The sequence below is a fragment of the Streptomyces coelicoflavus genome (assembly GCF_045041415.1).
Taxonomy (GTDB): Bacteria; Actinomycetota; Actinomycetes; order Streptomycetales; family Streptomycetaceae; genus Streptomyces; species Streptomyces coelicoflavus.
The window spans coordinates 6635167-6650019 of record NZ_CP108218.1 but is presented as its reverse complement, the minus strand read 5'-3'; the positions used below and the strand labels follow the sequence as shown (position 1 = coordinate 6650019).

Genomic DNA, 14853 nt, shown 5'->3' with positions numbered 1-14853 from the left:
GTGACAGCGGATGTCTACAGGGGCGGCCAGGGGATGGCCGGCCACTCGCCGTTCGGTTCGGGGTGCTTGCCGGAGGCCAGCAGGTCGTCGACCCGCGCGCGCGTGGCGTCGAGTTCGGCGGGGGTGATGAGCGCGGCGAGCCGGGTCGCCAGGGCGCCGCCGCCGTCCTTCAGCGCCTCCTTGAGGGCGTCCAGCACCGCCAGGGCCTCCGCGGTGAGCGGGTCGCCCGCCCAGCCCCACAGGAGGGTGCGCAGCTTGTTCTCGGCGTTGAAGGTGACGCCGTGGTCGATGCCGTACAGCCGCTCCCCCGCCGCGGGCAGCAGGTGGCCGCCCTTGCGGTCGGCGTTGTTGATGACGGCGTCCAGGACGGCGAGCCGGCGCAGGCGTTCGTCGTCGGCGTGCACGAGCAGGGCGGTGCGCCCCTCGCCGACCTCGGCGAGCGCGATGCCCTTCCAGCCGGGGGCGGGCTGCTCCTCGTCGACCAGGGCGAGCAGTTCCGTGTCCGGCACGGTCTCGATCCACAGCTGGACCATGCCCTCGCCGTACGGGCCGTCGCGCAGCACGGTGGGCGGGACCAGGCCCCAGCCGGTGGCCTCGGAGACCTCGTAGGCGGCGACCTCGCGCTGGGCGAGGGTGCCGTCGGGGAAGTCCCAGAGCGGTCGCTCTCCGGCGACCGGTTTGTAGACGCAGGCCGCCTCGTGTCCCTCGTGCGTCACCGTGCAGTACAGCGCCGCGTTGGAGGCGTCACGGATGCGTCCGCGCACGATCAGTTCGCCCAGGGCGAGCAGTTCGGCCGCAGCCGCGTCGGTGGTCACGCTCCGCGGCGGTATCCGTTCTGGCGCGGACATACGTGTCCTTCCGGGTCGAGCGGGAGGCTGCACAGCGGGCACGGCGGCCGCCCGGCGTTGACGACGTCCAGGGCGCGTTTGGCGAAGGCCCTGGCCTGCGCGCCGGTCAGGCGGACGCGGAGCATGGGCGGGCCGTTCTCCTCGTCCTGGAGCAGCCGCTCCTCGGCCTCCGCCAGGTCCTCCTCGGACTCGGCGTCCAGCTCCACGAGGGCCTGCGCCTCGACGATCATGCGCTGGTCCTCGCCGTCCCAGGCCAGCGCCATGGTGCCGACCCGGAACTCCTCCTCGACGGGGGTGTCCAGCGGCGCCGTGTCGGCGGGGCCGGTGGGCGCGGTGGCGGGGACGACGGTGCTGCCGCCGCTGCGCCGTACGACCTCGTCCAGAAGCTCGTCCATGCGTTCGGCGAGGGCGGCGACCTGGGTCTTCTCCAGGGCCACGCTGGTCACCCGGGAGCCTGCGGTGGCCTGGAGGAAGAACGTACGGCGCCCGGGCAGCCCGACCGTACCGGCCACGAAACGTTCCGGTTGGTCGTAGAGGAACACCTGACGGGACACGTCCTGTCTCCATGGGAGTCGGGGAAAGCGGAAGATCGGGGGCAGTGCTGCCGCGACCGGTTCACCCTACTGCGGCGGACGATCACGGTGCGCCCGCACCGCCCCCGACCGGGGCCTGGTCGCCGGGCGGTTCCTCGCGCGGGGCGAGGGAGGCGAAGTCGCCGGTGTCGCCGAGGCGGACGAGGAACGGGCGCAGCCGGGTGTAGCGGATGGCGGTGACGGAGCAGGGTTCGACGGAGATCCGCTGGAAGAGGTCGAGGTGGAGGCCGAGTGCCTCGGCGACGAGGGACTTGATGATGTCGCCGTGGGAGCACATGAGGTAGACGGCGTCGGGGCCGTGGTCACGCTCCACGCGCGCGTTCCACTCGCGTACCGCTTCGGCGGCGCGGGTCTGCATGGCGCGCATCGACTCGCCGCCGGGGAAGGCCGCGGCGGAGGGGTGCGCCTGCACCACCTCCATCAGGGGCTCGTCCTTGAGCTCGGCGAGTTTGCGGCCGGACCAGTCGCCGTAGTGGCACTCCCCGATCCGTTCGTCGGTGTGCGCCCGCAGCCCGGGCCGGGCGTCGAGCAGCGGCCGGAGGGTCTCCTGGCAGCGTTGCAGGGGGCTGGTGACGATCTCGGAGAGCGGCAGGCCGGCGAGCCGCCCGGGGAGCGCGGCGGCCTGCGCGGCGCCGCGTTCGTCGAGGGCGACGCCGGGCGTCCAGCCGGCGAGCAGTCCCTCGGTGTTGGCGGTGGAGCGTCCGTGCCTAACCAGGATCAGCGTGGGCATGCGGCCAGGGTAGGCGTACGGCGCGGTACAGGGGCGCCCGGACGAGGGGAGAATGGGTTCGGTGATCGTCGACTGTGCCATCTACCGGGACGGGCACCGCACGGACGGGCCCGAGGACCTCTCCGACGCGCTCGGCGCGGCGCGCGGGGCGGGCGGCTTCGTGTGGATCGGTCTGCACGAGCCGACGGCGGAGGAGTTCGACCTGGTCAGCCAGGAGTTCGGGCTGCATCCGCTGGCGGTGGAGGACGCGCTCAAGGCACATCAGCGGCCCAAGCTGGAGGTGTACGACGACTCGGTCTTCGCCGTGCTGAAGCCGGTGGTGTACGAGCCGCACAGTGACGCCGTCTCCACCGGCGAGCTGATGATCTTCCTGGGCGACGCCTTCGCGGTGGTCGTCCGGCACGGTGAGGGGTCCCCGCTGAAGGCCGTGCGGCAGCGGCTGGAGCACGAGCCGGCACTGCTCGGCAAGGGGCCCACCGCGGTGCTGTACGCGATAGCGGACGCCACCGTCGACCACTACCTGGACGTGGCGGTCGAGCTCCAGACGGACCTGGAGGAGCTGGAGGCGGAGGTCTTCTCTCCGGAGGGCGGCGGTTCCCGGCACACGGCGTCGCGGATCTACACGTTCAAGCGGCAGGTGCTGGAGTTCCGCCGGGCGACCGGTCCGCTCGCGCCGCCGCTGGCCCGGCTGGCCGGTACGGGGGCGTACGGCGGCGGGGTGCCGTTCGTGAACGACAGGGCGCGGCCCTTCTTCCGGGACGTGAGCGACCACCTCACGCGCGTGAACGAGTCGGTGGAGAGCCTGGACCGGCTGGTCTCGGACATCCTGTCGGCGCATCTGGCCCAGACGAGCGTCCGGCAGAACGACGACATGCGGAAGATCTCGGCGTGGGCGGCCATGGCGGCGGTCCCCACGATGCTCGCGGGGATCTACGGCATGAACTTCGACCACATGCCGGAGCTGCACTGGACGTGGGGCTATCCGGCGGTGATCGCGCTGATGGCCGTCCTGGAGGTGCTGCTGTACCGGCAGTTCAAGCGCCGGGGCTGGCTGTAGGGCGCGGCGGGACCGGTCAGGCGACCTCGGGGGCCGCGGTGGCGGGTCCGCCGAGCGCGTCGCGCCGTTCGGGTGTCCGGAGCGTCACCATGCGCCGCCAGCCGGCCGCGCGCTCGGCGGCGTACACTGCGTGGATGCCCGCCGCGAGCAGCGCCGACCTGGCGCGCGACCAGCCCAGGATGCGCCCCATGCGGGCCATCACCGCGAGGCTGACGTCGCGGTGGACGCGGATCTCGGCGTGCGCGCACTCACGCAGCGTCCGGCGGATGTACGGGGCGTGTCCGGCGGCGGCGTAGTGGAGCAGTTCCTCGTGGGAGTAGGCGAGGTGGTTGTCCTCGTCGGCCGAGATCATCCGGACCGCCCGGCCGAGGTCGGGGTGGTCGGCGAAGTACTTGAGGAGCATCGCCATCTGTTCGGCGGCGCGCTGCTCGGTGACCCTGCTGTGGGCGAGATAGGTGATGACGTCCCGCACGGTGAGGGGCTGGTCGGCCTTGAGCTTCTCGTGGGCGAGACCGATGCCGTGCCGCTCGAGGAGCATCGTGTAGTCGGTCTCGGGCGGTACGTCGACGGGCTGGAGGCCGCGCTTCTTCAGCAGGGCGTTGAAGATCCGGCCGTGCTTGTCCTCGTCCGCGCCGTGCCGGGTGATCTTGGGGGCGAGGTGCCGTTCGCTGTCCGGGACCAGCGCGGCGATGCGCGCGTTCTCCCAGCCGCCCTGGGACTCGCCGCTGGCCGCGATGGAGCAGAAGAGACGGAACGACTCGTCGTTGTCGAGGATCTCCTGGAAGAGACTCTTGGCCGAAAGCATCGGGGGCACCTCTCTGCCGCTGCGTGGTCCGCAGGTTCCGCACACTCCGCGATGCACGAGTCAAGTGCGGGTGCGGGTGCGCGGCAACAGGTGCGGCGGACGACTGCGCCGAAAGGAGGAGGGCCGGGGCCGGCGGGAGGCGTAACCCCGCGCGCGTGGGCGCGTTGTTCCTCGTGACGGCCGTGGCGGGGAAGACCCCCGAGCCCCCACCACGGCCGCAGAAACTTTCCTCCCGTGTCACGCCAGTCCGGCGCGCTCCAGGGCCTCGGTGCCGGCTCGCAGCGCGGCGAGCCGCTCGTCCAGGGTGAAGCCCGCGGGAGCGAGGGTGAGGGTGGTGACCCCGGCCGCGGCGTAGGCCTTCATCCGGTCGGCGATGCGGTCGACGGAGCCGAGCAGCGTCGTCCGGTCGATCAGGTCGTGGGGTACGGCCTCGGCGGCGCCCTGCTTGTCGCCGGACAGGTACTTGTCCTGGATCTCGGCGGCCTCCTGCTCGTAGCCCATGCGCTGGGCGAGCTGGTTGTAGAAGTTCTGCTTGCGGCTGCCCATGCCGCCGACGTACAGCGCGGTGTACGGCCGGAAGGTGTCGGCGAGGGCGGTGACGTCCTTGTCGTCGCCGAGGGCGAGCGGCAGCGTCGGGCAGACGTCGAAGCCGTCGAGGGACTTGCCGGCCTTCTCGCGTCCGGCGCGCAGGTGCTTGACGGCGGTCTCCTCCAGGTGGTCGGCGGAGGGGAAGATGAGCAGGGCGCCGTCGGCGATCTCGCCGGTCTGCTCCAGGTTCTTCGGGCCGATCGCCGCGATGTACAGCGGGATGTGCTCGCGCTGCGGGTGCACGGTCAGCTTGATCGGCTTGCCGGGGCCGTCGGGCAGCGGCAGCGTCCAGTGCCGTCCCTCGTAGGACAGCCGCTCCCGGGTCATCGCCTTGCGCACGATCTCGACGTATTCACGCGTGCGGGCGAGCGGCTTGTCGAACTTGACGCCGTACCAGCCCTCGGAGACCTGCGGTCCCGACACGCCGAGGCCGAGGCGGAAGCGGCCCTTGGACAGGGAGTCCAGGGTGGCGGCGGTCATCGCGGTCATCGCGGGCTGGCGGGCCGGGATCTGGAAGATGGCCGAGCCCACGTCGATGCGCTCGGTCTGGGCGGCGACCCAGGTCAGCACGGTGGCCGCGTCGGAGCCGTAGGCCTCGGCGGCCCAGCACACGGCGTATCCGAGCCGGTCCGCCTCCTGGGCGACGGCCAGGTTGTCCGCGTCCATTCCGGCACCCCAGTAGCCGAGGTTGATCCCGAGCTGCATGGCCGATTCCCCTTACCGATCAGTAACGTGGCTGGTGCCCCGACCTTAGCGCGCGGAATTCGGTTGTCCACAGGCCCCCACAGCGCCGGCCGTGGCCAGTAATGTCGGCGTTCATGGAGCAGAGGCATCTCGGCCGCACCGGTCTGCGCGTGTCCCGCATCGGTCTCGGCACCCTGACCTGGGGCCGGGACACGGACGAGCACGACGCCGCGGACCTCTTGAAGACCTTCTGGGAAGCGGGCGGGACCCTCGTCGACACGGCGGACGTGTACGGCGACGGGGAGTCCGAGTACCTGCTCGGGCGGCTGATGGAGGGCCTGGTGCCGCGCCGGGACCTGGTGATCTCGACCAAGGCGGGCAGTGTGCCCGACCCGGACCGCCGCTTCGACGGTTCGCGCGCCCACCTCCTCTCCGCGCTGGACGCCTCCCTGGCCCGCCTGGGCACGGACCACGTCGACGTGTGGCACCTGCACGCCTTCGACCCGCACACCCCGCTGGAGGAGACGCTGCACGCCCTCGACGTGGCGGTGAGCAGCGGCCGGGCGCGCTACGCGGGGGTGTCCAACTTCTGCGGCTGGCAGCTGGCCAAGGCGGCGACCTGGCAGCTGGCGGCGCCCGGCGTCCGCAACCGGGTGGCGAGCACCCAGATGGAGTACTCGCTGCTCCAGCGGGGCGTCGAGCGGGAGGTGCTGCCGGCCGCCCTGGACCTGGGCATCGGTCTGCTGCCCTCGTCCCCGCTGGGCCGCGGGGTGCTCACGGGCAAGTACCGCAAGGACGCGACCCCGCCGGACTCGCGGGGTGCATCGGACCATCTGGCCCCGTTCGTCGAGCCCTACCTCGACGACACGGCCGGGCACATCGTGGACGCGGTGGCGACGGCGGCGGACGGGCTCGCGGTGACCCCGCTCCAGGTGGCGCTGGCCTGGGTCCGCGACCGGCCCGGGGTGGTCGCCCCGATCATCGGCCCGCGCACCGCGCAGCAGCTGACGGCGGCGTTGTCAGTGGAGGCCCTTAGTCTTCCTGACGAGATCTGCCGGGCTCTCGACGACGTGTCGGCGCCCGTGCACCGCTATCCCGATCACGACTGGAGCACGCTGTGAGCACGGAGCCCGAGCCCGCCTCGAAGGACACCACGGACGCCGTGGACACCGGGCCGGACACCCCGGGCACGGCCGAGGTGCCCGCGCCGGACACTCCGGACGCCGCGGAGTCGGACGCCGTAGAAGCGGGCAGCGCCACGGAGCCGGACGCCGTAGAACCGGGCAGCGCCACGGAGCCGGACACCACGGAGCCGGACACCACGGCCGAGTCCGCGGCCGGCTCCGGTGACGGGGGCGAAGCGGCCGCGCAGGTGTCCGAGGGCGAGGCCGAGCTGGCCGCGCAGCGGGTCGAGCGGGAGCGGATCGAGCGGCGGAAGGCCGGGAAGCAGGGGCCGATCGACGCCGGCGGCAAGCTGAGCGGCACGGCGGCCGATCTGCTCGCCGCCGTACGCGCCGTGGAGAGCGGTGAGAAGCCGGCGGCCGCGGTCTTCGGCGCCCCCGAGCCCGCGCGCCGCCCCGCCCCGGAGCCGGTACGACGGCCCCGTCCGGCGCACCCCGAGCCGGCCGTCACCCCCGCCGGGCCGGTGGGACCGGCGCCGGAGACCGTGCGGTCGGTGCGGGACGTCCTGGCCGAGGGAGGCGCCCCCGAGTCGCTCGCCCCGCAGACCGCCGCGCTCCTCGGCGAGGGTGCGGAGGAGGCGCTGCGCGCGGATCCCTGGCAGCTGCTCCGGGTCGGCGGAGTGCGGCCGGAGCAGGCCGACGGGTTCGCCCGCGCACTGCTCGGCGCCCAGTGCGGTCCGGACGACGAGCGGCGCGGCCGTGCCGTCACCGTCTGGCTGCTGGAGCAGGCGGCCCTGGCCGGGCACACGGCGCTGGAGCTGCCGCGGCTCACCGCGACGCTGGCCCAGCGGGGCGTCCCGGATCCCGACGCGGCCGTGCAGGGCGCGCTGGCCGAGGGGGAGGCACTCGCCTTCCAGGACGCCCTGGACGAGCCCGGTGCCCGGCCCGAGCGTGCGGCGAGCGGAGCCGTGGGCGGCTCGGACGGAGAGGGTGCGGAGGGCGAGAGCGCGGAGGGCGAGGGCGAGGAGCGCCCCGTGCGGGTGCTGATCGGCCTCGAGCGGTACGCGCTCGCCGAGGAGAGCCTCGCCGACGGCCTGGCCCGGCTGGTCAACTCGCCGCCCAAGCAGGACGGTTCCACCCCGGACTGGGAGCGGGCCGCCGCCTCCGCACAGGGCTCCGCCGCCGAACTGATCCGCGCCGTCGCGGGCCACGGGCTGGTCCTGCACACCGGAGGCGAGGCGTCCCTGGCCGAGCCCGCCGCCCTGCTGCGGGCGGCGCACTCCCTGGGCCTGCGGGCCTGGGCCGCCGCGCCCGGCCCGCTCGGACGCGACCGCTTCGCCGCCCTGCTGGGCGACCCGTCGTCCGACTCGCCCTCCCCGGGACCGGGACAGGCCGCCCCCGCCACCGCCGCCGTCCCTGCCGCCGTCACCGTGACCGGGCTGCTGACCGGTGCCGAGGGACCGGGGCGCGACGCCGACGGGGCGCTGGACCTCGATCTGCTCGTCGTGCTCGATGCGCCGCAGCTCGACGTGGAGGCGGGCGCCCTGCTCGCGGAGTCGCTGCCGGACGGGGCCCGGCTGGTGCTGACCGGGGACCCCGCGGTGCTCTGGTCCGTGGGTCCCGGACGGGTCTTCGCGGATCTGCTGGCGGCCCGGCTCTGCCCCCAGGTCGCCTCACGGCGCCCCGATCCCGGTCCCCTCGGCGAACTCGTCTCCGGCATCGGCATCGGCGAGCTGGGCCAGGTGGAGGCGCCCGGCAAGGAGGTCGTGATCGTGCCGGTGCGCGACGCGGGCGAGGCGGTGCACCGCACCGTCCAGCTCGTCGCGGACTCGGTGCCGCGCGCGATCGGCGTCCCGGCCGAGCAGACCCAGGTGATCACCCCGGGCCACGGCGGCGCCGCGGGCACCCGGGCGCTCAACGCGGCGCTGAAGGAACGGCTGAACCCGGGCCCCGGCCGCTTCGGCGGCTTCGACCCCGGCGACCGTGTCGTCCACTCCCCCGCGCCGGGCCGGGTGCTGCCGGGCCGGGTGGTCGGGGCCGACGCCGACGGGCTGCATCTGTCGTGCGCGGGCGAGACCGTGGTCGTGCCCCAGGACCGGGTGGAGGGTTCCGTGCGGCACGGCTGGGCGCTGACCGCCCACCAGGCGCTGGGCGGCCGCTGGCCCGCGGTGGTCGTGGTGCTGCCCGGCGACGCCGTGCCGGCCCTCAGCCGCCCCTGGATCTACACGGCGTTCGGCCGGGCCGCCCGGCACCTGTCCGTGGTGCACGGCGTGGAGCAGGCGCTTCCGCGCGCCGTGTCGGAGATCCCGGCCAAACCCCGGACGACCCGGCTGCCGGTCCTGCTCACGCCGCAGGTCCCGGCCACGGACTGATCCGGCCGCCTGTCCCCTGCCACCCCGCCCGGCTACCCCGCCCGGCCGCCCCGCGCCGGGCGGCCACGGCACCCAGCCGACACCGCCTCGGGCCACGGCATCGCCCCGTGCCGTGGCCCGAGGCGCTCAGCGGTCGGCCTCCAGACGCGCCGGTTCCCCGGCGGAGTCCTCGTCGTCCTCGTCTTCGTCCGTGTCCGTGTCGAGGTTCGTGTCGAGGTCCTCGTCCAGCTCCGGCAGGTCGCCGTCGTCGTCCTCGTCGCCGCCGTCGTCCTCGTCGTCGATGTCGTCGATGTCGTCGTCGAGCTCCTCGTCGAAGACCGCGCTGACGTCGAAGCGGCAGACCACCCGCTCCGGGTCGGCCTCCTCGAACGGCGCCTCCAGCCACTCGCCGGGATCGGCACTCTCGTCCGCGGCCGTCACCCAGAGCGTGGAGTCGCCCTCCTCCAGCCCGAACTCCTTGTGCCGCGAGGCGATCTCGTCCGGCTCGAACTCGCCGAACAGGAGGCCGAGCGCCCCGTGCACCGTGTTCGACACCTCCACGCCCGGCCCCTCCCCGTCCGCCGCCTCGACCCGTCGGGCCTGGGCCATCAGCCGCTGCGGCTCGGCCACGGCGTAGTCGCGGCGGATCAGGACGCTGAGCGCGCTGGGTTCCTCGGGGCCCGTGTACGGAGGCAGCGTGTCCTCGCCGGGGATCTCGAAGGGAGTGACCTCGTCGTACCGGTCGTAGAGCAGTTCGTCGTACGCCTCCGCGGCCGCGGCCAGCTCGTTGAACGCGTCGTAGACGGCCGGGTCTTCCTCTCCCGACCGGCGTTCGACCGCCGCAAGGTGGCGGTCGAGCGCGGTCTTGACCGCCTCGGCGGCGGCGCGTACCTCGGCAGCGGTGGGCTGCGCAGCATCAGACATAGTGCAGACGCTATCCGTACCGGGCCCCAGCCCGCACAATAGATTCGATGCCGGAATACGAATTTGTCGATGTGTACCTACCGCGCGGGGTCACCCGCAAGGAGGCCACACGTCAGCTGACGGACCATGCCGAGTACGGACACTGGGAGTTGTACCGCCTGACCCTGCTGCGTGACGGCAGCCGCAAGGTGCGGTTGCGGCGGCGGATCATCCGCCAGGTGCGCGCCACCTGGTGATCCGGTGACCGGGACCGGTCGGGCGCGAGTGACGGAGGTGGACGCGGAGCGGGCCCCGCCGATGCGGAGCCCGCTCCGTGTGCCGGTGTGTCCCTCTCACGCCGAGGCGCGTGCCTTGCGGTAGAGCACCGTGCCGGCGAGCAGCGCGCCGGCGCCCACCGGCAGGACGAGGCCCAGCGGCAGGTCGCTGCCGGTCTCGGCGAGCGCCGCGTGACCGCCGGGCTGGGCGACGGTCTGGGTGCCCGGCTGGTTGTGGTCCGTGGAGTCGCCCGGCGTATCGCCGCCCGGAGTGGACGGATTGTCCGGGGTGTCGGGATGGTTGGGGTTGTCCGGCTTCTCCGGAGGCGTCTCGTGGTCGCCGGGGGGCGTCGAGTGGTCCCCGCCTCCTCCCCCGTTGTCGCAGTCGTTGCCGAATGCCGGATTGAGGGCGCCGACCACGTTGATGCTGTTGCCGCACACGTTCACCGGTACGTCGATCGGCACCTCGACGTGGTTGCCGGAGCCGACGCCCGGCGAGTCGGTGGCGTGACCGCCCGCGTGAGAGCCCCCGGAGTCCCCGTGCGAGCCGCCGTGGCTCCCGGAGTCGCCGTATCCGCCCGGGGCGCCGTGTCCTCCGGAGTCGCCGCCGCCCTGGTTGGCGCACGAGTTGCCCATCGCCGGGTTGAGGACGCCGACCACGTCCACCGTGTTGCCGCAGACGTTGACCGGCACGTGCACCGGTGCCTGCACCGTGTTGCCGGACAGTACGCCGGGCGAGCCCGAACTCGAACCGTGCGCACCCGAGTCCGCGTGGGCGGCACCGCCCGCGGCGGCGATCACGCCGGTGGCCGCCGCCATCGTCATCAGGCCCTTGCGGGTGACCTGTCGCATTTCCTGAATCCCTGCCTTGTCCTGGTCCCGTGGTACCGAGAATGCCGAGAGTGCCGGAATTCCGGCGTCGCTGTCGTCCACTCGCCTCGAATGTCCCCCGAAAGGCCGTCGGCCCCGGAGCGCATGGCGCGCGCTCCGGGGCCGGCGGCATCAGATCCTCACGGGGCGAGGCACAACGTCACTTGTTGATGCAGACGTTGCCGAAGGCCGGGTTCAGCAGGCCGATCACGGAGATCGTGTTGCCGCAGACGTTCACCGGCACGTGCACGGGAACCTGGACGACGTTGCCGGAAAGGACGCCGGGCGAGTGCACGGCGGCACCCTGGGCACCGGAGTCGGCGACGGCCATGCCCGCGCCCGCGAGAACCAGACCACCGGTGGCAGCCGCAGCGGCGACGACCTTCTTGAGCATTGTTCCTCCTAGTTGGCAAACGCGATCCCAAAATTGCCGATCGCATTACCTGTAACGAGGAGGGAGTAATGAGGCTACGAGCTTATGAGTGCATTCACTCGTCCCGGTCGCCTCTCGCACGCACGGCCGATTCGGGACGCGTCCGCACCCGCGTTTCAGGACGCGTCGATGAAGCGGTCGAGCACCCGCACGCCGAACTGGAGTCCCTCCACCGGAACCCGCTCGTCGACGCCGTGGAACATGCCCGCGAAGTCCAGCTCCGGCGGCAGCTTGAGCGGCGCGAATCCGAAGCCCCGGATGCCGAGTTCGTCGAAGGACTTGGCGTCCGTGCCGCCGGAGAGCATGTAGGGGACCGCCTTCGCGGCCGGGTCCTCGGCCACCAGCGCGGACTGCATCGCGGCGACCAGCGCGCCGTCGAAGGTGGTCTCGACGGCCTTGTTGGCGTGCACGTCCTCGCGCCGCACGTGCGGTCCGAGGATGCGGTCGACGTCGGCGAGGAACTCCTCCTCGTACCCGGGCAGATAGCGTCCGTCCACGTGTGCGGTGGCCTCGCCGGGGATCACGTTGACCTTGTAACCGGCGCCCAGCTGGGTCGGGTTGGCGGTGTTGCTGAGGGTCGCCCCGATGAGCTTGGCGATGCCGCCGAGCTTGGCGAGCGTGCCCTCCATGTTCTCCGGGTCGAGGTCGGTGCCGAGCGCGTCGCCGAGTTCGTCGAGGAAGGCCCGGGTCGTCTTGGTGACGCGGACGGGGAACTTGTGCCGGCCGAGGCGCGCGACGGCCTCCGACAGCTCGGTGATGGCGTTGTCGCGGTGGATCATCGATCCGTGCCCCGCGGTGCCGGCCACCGTCAGTTTCATCCAGTGGATGCCCTTCTCGGCCGTCTGGATCAGGTAGAGGCGGCGCTGCTCGTTCACGGTGAAGGAGAAGCCGCCCACCTCGCTGATCGCCTCGGTGACGCCGTCGAACAGGTCGGGGTGGTTGTCCACGAGGTGGCGGGCGCCGTACGTGCCGCCGGCCTCCTCGTCGGCGAGGAACGCGAGGACGATGTCCCGCGGGGGCTTGCGCCCGCTGCGCAGCCGGTCGCGCACGACCGCGAGGGTCATCGCGTCCATGTCCTTCATGTCGACGGCGCCGCGCCCCCACACGCACCCGTCGGCGACCTCCCCGGAGAAGGGGTGGTGGGTCCAGTCGTCCGCGTTGGCCGGGACGACGTCGGTGTGGCCGTGGATGAGCAGCGCGGGCCGGGACGGGTCCTCGCCCTCGATCCGGGCCACCGTGGAGGCGCGTCCGGGGTGGGACTCGAAGATCTTCGGCTCCAGTCCCACCTCGGCGAGCTTCTCGGCGACGTACTCGGCCGCCTTGCGCTCGCCGGGGCCCGAGTGGTCGCCGTAGTTGCTGGTGTCGATCCGGATCAGCTCGCGGCAGAGGTCGACGACCTCGTCCTCGCCGGTGACGCTCCTGGCCGTGCCCGAGTCGCTCACGTGGTTCCTCCCGCTGTCGCTGCCGATGTTCCTGCTCCTGGGTCCCCCTCATCCTCCCCCTGCGGCCGTCCGGACCCAAGGAGGGGGTGATCGGCCACCCCGGAAAGCCTGGTAATGTTTACGTCGTCGCCAAGGGGAACACCTCGCGCGACAGACACCTTGTCCGGGTGGCGGAATGGCAGACGCGCTAGCTTGAGGTGCTAGTGCCCTTTATCGGGCGTGGGGGTTCAAGTCCCCCCTCGGACACCAGTGAAAACCCCTGCTGAGCAGGGGTTTTCTGCTTTTCCCCTACAGTGGTCGTCATGCCCACGCGCACCCTCTCCTGCCCCTGCGGCCGGTCCGAGCCGTACGAGAAGTGCTGCGGCCGCTTCCACGCCGGGACCGCCGCCGCCCCGACCGCCGAGGCCCTGATGCGCTCGCGCTACAGCGCCTTCGTGAAGCAGGACGCGGGCTATCTGCTGCGCACCTGGCACCCGCGGACGCGGCCGGCCCGGCTCGACCTCGACCCGGGCATGCGGTGGACCGGCCTGGAGATCCTGGGCTCGGGCGACGGCTCCGCCTTCCACGCCACCGGGACCGTGACGTTCCGGGCGTCCTACCGGGGCGGCTCGCTGCACGAGCGCAGCCGGTTCGAGCGGGTGGACGGGGCGTGGGTGTACGTGGACGGGGAGTTCCTCGACTGACGCCGCTCCCGCCGGCACACCACGGCTCTCTACGGCTCTCTACGGCTCTCTACGGCGCCAGGATGTCCAGCTCCTGGAGGGCCCCCTCGGTGATCTCCCGGGTCAGCCGTTCCGCGCGCTCGGCGTCACGGGCACGGACCGCCTCGGCGACCTGGACGTGCAGGGTGACGGCGGCCGGGTCCGGGTCCTCGAACATCACGTCGTGGTGGGTGCGGCCGGCCAGGACCTCGGCGACGACGCCGCCGAGGCGGGCGAACATCTCGTTGCCGGAGGCGGTGAGGACGACGCGGTGGAAGGCCACGTCGTGGAAGAGGTACTCCTCCAGCCGGTGACCGCGTGAGTTGGCGACCATGCCGAGCGCGCACTCGGTCAGCTCGGCGCACTGCTCGGGCGTCGCGAGCCGTGCCGCCAGGCCCGCGGCCACCGGTTCGACGGCCGACCTCAGCACGGTCAGGGAGCGCAGCTGCCGGGGACGCTCGGAGCCGGCCAGGCGCCAGCGGATGACCTGCGGGTCGTAGACGTTCCACTCGCACTCGGCGAGGACGGTGACGCCGACGCGGCGGCGGGACTCGACGAGGTGCATGGACTCCAGCACCCGGACCGCCTCCCGCATCACCGAGCGCGACACCTCGAAACGCTGGGCGAGTTCGTCCGTGCGCAGGACGCTGCCCGCGGGGTATTCGCCCGCTGTGATCGCGGGGCCGAGGGTGTCCAGTACGCGGCCGTGCAGCCCCCGGCCCGGTGTGCTCATGCACTCAGCGTACGGGGCAGATCACGGGAACAAAAAGTCAGACTTATATGTCACAGACTCTTGAAGTTGTCGTACCAATGAGTTTCAGTTGCGTCGACATCAGGTGTCGACGAAGACAGCAGACAGCGAGAGTGCGATGCAGCAACTGCACACCCCCCACGTGGTCGTGGTCATGGGCGTCGCGGGCACCGGGAAGACCACCATCGGTCCCCTGCTCGCGGCCCGGCTCGGCGTTCCCTACGCCGAGGGCGACGACTTCCACCCACCGGCCAACATCGCCAAGATGACGGCCGGCACCCCGCTCACCGACGAGGACCGCTGGCCCTGGCTGGACGCCATCGGCGACTGGGCACACGGGCGGGCCGGGCTCGGTGGGGTGGTGAGCAGTTCCGCGCTGAAGCGGTCCTACCGCGACCGCTTGCGGGCCGCCGCTCCCGGTGTCGTCTTCGTCCATCTCACGGGCAGCCGTGAGCTGATCGAGGACCGGATGTCGCACCGTGAGGGCCACTTCATGCCGACGGCCCTGCTCGACTCCCAGTTCGCCACGCTCCAGCCGCTGGAGCCGGACGAGACGGGAGTCGCGGTGGACGTCGCCGGCACCCCCGAGGAGATCACCGCACGGGCGGCCGACGCCCTGAAGGGTCTCCCCGAGCCGGTCCAGTAACCCCCCGCACCCGCCTCCCCCGGGGTCGTGCCGCCCTGCGCGCGCACGGCCCCGT

Annotated in this window: 16 protein-coding genes and 1 tRNA gene; 7 read left to right on the top strand and 10 right to left on the bottom strand. The window is 72.7% G+C overall.

Going from position 1 to position 14853, the window contains the following annotated elements; translation table 11 throughout:
* Positions 1-14 precede the first annotated feature (14 nt).
* The 3 genes from OHA99_RS29840 to OHA99_RS29830 all read right to left on the bottom strand — a co-directional run bounded on the left by OHA99_RS29840 (position 15) and on the right by OHA99_RS29830 (position 2171).
* Positions 15-848 (bottom strand): SCO1664 family protein, encoded by an 834-nt coding sequence (locus tag OHA99_RS29840; RefSeq protein WP_405698384.1) that lies wholly within the window; start codon positions 846-848, stop codon positions 15-17.
* The gene (locus OHA99_RS29835; RefSeq protein WP_007447870.1) at positions 812-1402 is read right to left on the bottom strand and encodes a DUF3090 domain-containing protein; all 591 of its coding nucleotides are present in this window, start codon (positions 1400-1402) and stop codon (positions 812-814) included. Before OHA99_RS29835 ends, OHA99_RS29840 begins: the two co-directional genes overlap by 37 nt.
* An 82-nt stretch (positions 1403-1484) precedes the next feature.
* Positions 1485-2171 (bottom strand): histidine phosphatase family protein, encoded by a 687-nt coding sequence (locus tag OHA99_RS29830; protein WP_153180630.1) that lies wholly within the window; start codon positions 2169-2171, stop codon positions 1485-1487.
* A gap of 61 nt (positions 2172-2232) precedes the next feature.
* On the opposite strand from OHA99_RS29830, the gene corA reads away from it, so the two are divergent.
* Complete coding sequence (gene corA / locus OHA99_RS29825) at positions 2233-3228, top strand: magnesium/cobalt transporter CorA (protein WP_164385347.1); 996 nt, start codon at positions 2233-2235, stop codon at positions 3226-3228.
* A 16-nt stretch (positions 3229-3244) separates the two neighbouring features.
* On the opposite strand, the gene OHA99_RS29820 is transcribed toward corA, so the two are convergent.
* Both OHA99_RS29820 and OHA99_RS29815 read right to left on the bottom strand, forming a co-directional pair.
* Positions 3245-4033 carry a ferritin-like domain-containing protein gene (locus OHA99_RS29820; RefSeq protein WP_366473222.1) on the bottom strand — a complete coding sequence of 263 codons (789 nt, stop codon included), beginning with the start codon at positions 4031-4033 and terminating at the stop codon, positions 3245-3247.
* 237 nt (positions 4034-4270) lie between these two features.
* On the bottom strand, positions 4271-5326 hold the full coding sequence (locus OHA99_RS29815; protein ID WP_153180627.1) for an LLM class F420-dependent oxidoreductase: 1056 nt from the start codon (positions 5324-5326) through the stop codon (positions 4271-4273).
* Positions 5327-5439: 113 nt separating this feature from the next.
* On the opposite strand from OHA99_RS29815, the gene OHA99_RS29810 reads away from it, so the two are divergent.
* Positions 5440-6426 carry an aldo/keto reductase gene (locus tag OHA99_RS29810; RefSeq protein ID WP_042825857.1) on the top strand — a complete coding sequence of 329 codons (987 nt, stop codon included), beginning with the start codon at positions 5440-5442 and terminating at the stop codon, positions 6424-6426.
* Entirely contained in the window at positions 6423-8798 is a 2376-nt protein-coding gene (locus OHA99_RS29805) for a helix-hairpin-helix domain-containing protein (protein WP_405698383.1), read from the top strand. The genes OHA99_RS29810 and OHA99_RS29805 overlap by 4 nt, the downstream gene beginning before the upstream one ends.
* Before the next feature lie 126 nt (positions 8799-8924).
* Here OHA99_RS29805 and OHA99_RS29800 read toward each other — a convergent pair whose 3' ends face one another.
* A complete protein-coding gene (locus tag OHA99_RS29800; protein ID WP_153180625.1) occupies positions 8925-9701 on the bottom strand; it encodes a hypothetical protein in 777 nt (258 codons plus the stop codon).
* A gap of 47 nt (positions 9702-9748) precedes the next feature.
* Between OHA99_RS29800 and OHA99_RS29795 the strand changes: the two genes are divergently transcribed.
* On the top strand, positions 9749-9937 hold the full coding sequence (locus tag OHA99_RS29795; RefSeq protein ID WP_007388288.1) for a DUF5703 family protein: 189 nt from the start codon (positions 9749-9751) through the stop codon (positions 9935-9937).
* A 96-nt stretch (positions 9938-10033) separates the two neighbouring features.
* Here OHA99_RS29795 and OHA99_RS29790 read toward each other — a convergent pair whose 3' ends face one another.
* From OHA99_RS29790 to OHA99_RS29780, 3 genes are all read right to left on the bottom strand, one after another.
* On the bottom strand, positions 10034-10807 hold the full coding sequence (locus OHA99_RS29790; RefSeq protein ID WP_153180624.1) for a chaplin: 774 nt from the start codon (positions 10805-10807) through the stop codon (positions 10034-10036).
* A 178-nt stretch (positions 10808-10985) separates the two neighbouring features.
* Entirely contained in the window at positions 10986-11219 is a 234-nt protein-coding gene (chpH, locus tag OHA99_RS29785) for a chaplin ChpH (RefSeq protein WP_003977150.1), read from the bottom strand.
* Between the two features lie 155 nt (positions 11220-11374).
* Positions 11375-12700, bottom strand: a complete 1326-nt coding sequence (locus OHA99_RS29780) for a M20/M25/M40 family metallo-hydrolase (RefSeq protein ID WP_153180623.1) — start codon at positions 12698-12700, stop codon at positions 11375-11377.
* A gap of 161 nt (positions 12701-12861) precedes the next feature.
* Here OHA99_RS29780 and OHA99_RS29775 point away from each other — a divergent pair.
* Positions 12862-12949: transfer RNA gene (locus tag OHA99_RS29775), tRNA-Leu, on the top strand.
* 53 nt (positions 12950-13002) lie between these two features.
* Entirely contained in the window at positions 13003-13383 is a 381-nt protein-coding gene (locus OHA99_RS29770) for a YchJ family protein (protein WP_153180622.1), read from the top strand.
* Positions 13384-13432: 49 nt separating this feature from the next.
* Here the strand turns inward: OHA99_RS29770 and OHA99_RS29765 are convergent, their stop codons facing one another.
* Positions 13433-14134: a FadR/GntR family transcriptional regulator gene (locus OHA99_RS29765; protein WP_007388275.1), complete on the bottom strand. Its 702-nt coding sequence runs from the start codon at positions 14132-14134 to the stop codon at positions 13433-13435.
* A gap of 136 nt (positions 14135-14270) precedes the next feature.
* Here OHA99_RS29765 and OHA99_RS29760 point away from each other — a divergent pair, with 136 nt between their 5' ends.
* Positions 14271-14798 carry a gluconokinase gene (locus OHA99_RS29760; protein ID WP_153180621.1) on the top strand — a complete coding sequence of 176 codons (528 nt, stop codon included), beginning with the start codon at positions 14271-14273 and terminating at the stop codon, positions 14796-14798.
* The last annotated feature ends 55 nt before the right edge of the window (positions 14799-14853 follow it).

What these genes read in the sequence shown, in the direction of transcription:
- OHA99_RS29840 (WP_405698384.1), bottom strand. Translation starts at nt 848, where the DNA reads ATGTCCGCGCCAGAACGGATACCGCCGCGGAGCGTGACCACCGACGCG.
- OHA99_RS29830 (WP_153180630.1), bottom strand. Translation starts at nt 2,171, where the DNA reads ATGCCCACGCTGATCCTGGTTAGGCACGGACGCTCCACCGCCAACACC.
- OHA99_RS29820 (WP_366473222.1), bottom strand. Translation starts at nt 4,033, where the DNA reads ATGCTTTCGGCCAAGAGTCTCTTCCAGGAGATCCTCGACAACGACGAG.
- OHA99_RS29815 (WP_153180627.1), bottom strand. Translation starts at nt 5,326, where the DNA reads ATGCAGCTCGGGATCAACCTCGGCTACTGGGGTGCCGGAATGGACGCG.
- OHA99_RS29810 (WP_042825857.1), top strand. Translation starts at nt 5,440, where the DNA reads ATGGAGCAGAGGCATCTCGGCCGCACCGGTCTGCGCGTGTCCCGCATC.
- OHA99_RS29800 (WP_153180625.1), bottom strand. Translation starts at nt 9,701, where the DNA reads ATGTCTGATGCTGCGCAGCCCACCGCTGCCGAGGTACGCGCCGCCGCC.
- OHA99_RS29795 (WP_007388288.1), top strand. Translation starts at nt 9,749, where the DNA reads ATGCCGGAATACGAATTTGTCGATGTGTACCTACCGCGCGGGGTCACC.
- OHA99_RS29790 (WP_153180624.1), bottom strand. Translation starts at nt 10,807, where the DNA reads ATGCGACAGGTCACCCGCAAGGGCCTGATGACGATGGCGGCGGCCACC.
- chpH (WP_003977150.1), bottom strand. Translation starts at nt 11,219, where the DNA reads ATGCTCAAGAAGGTCGTCGCCGCTGCGGCTGCCACCGGTGGTCTGGTT.
- OHA99_RS29770 (WP_153180622.1), top strand. Translation starts at nt 13,003, where the DNA reads ATGCCCACGCGCACCCTCTCCTGCCCCTGCGGCCGGTCCGAGCCGTAC.
- OHA99_RS29765 (WP_007388275.1), bottom strand. Translation starts at nt 14,134, where the DNA reads ATGAGCACACCGGGCCGGGGGCTGCACGGCCGCGTACTGGACACCCTC.
- OHA99_RS29760 (WP_153180621.1), top strand. Translation starts at nt 14,271, where the DNA reads ATGCAGCAACTGCACACCCCCCACGTGGTCGTGGTCATGGGCGTCGCG.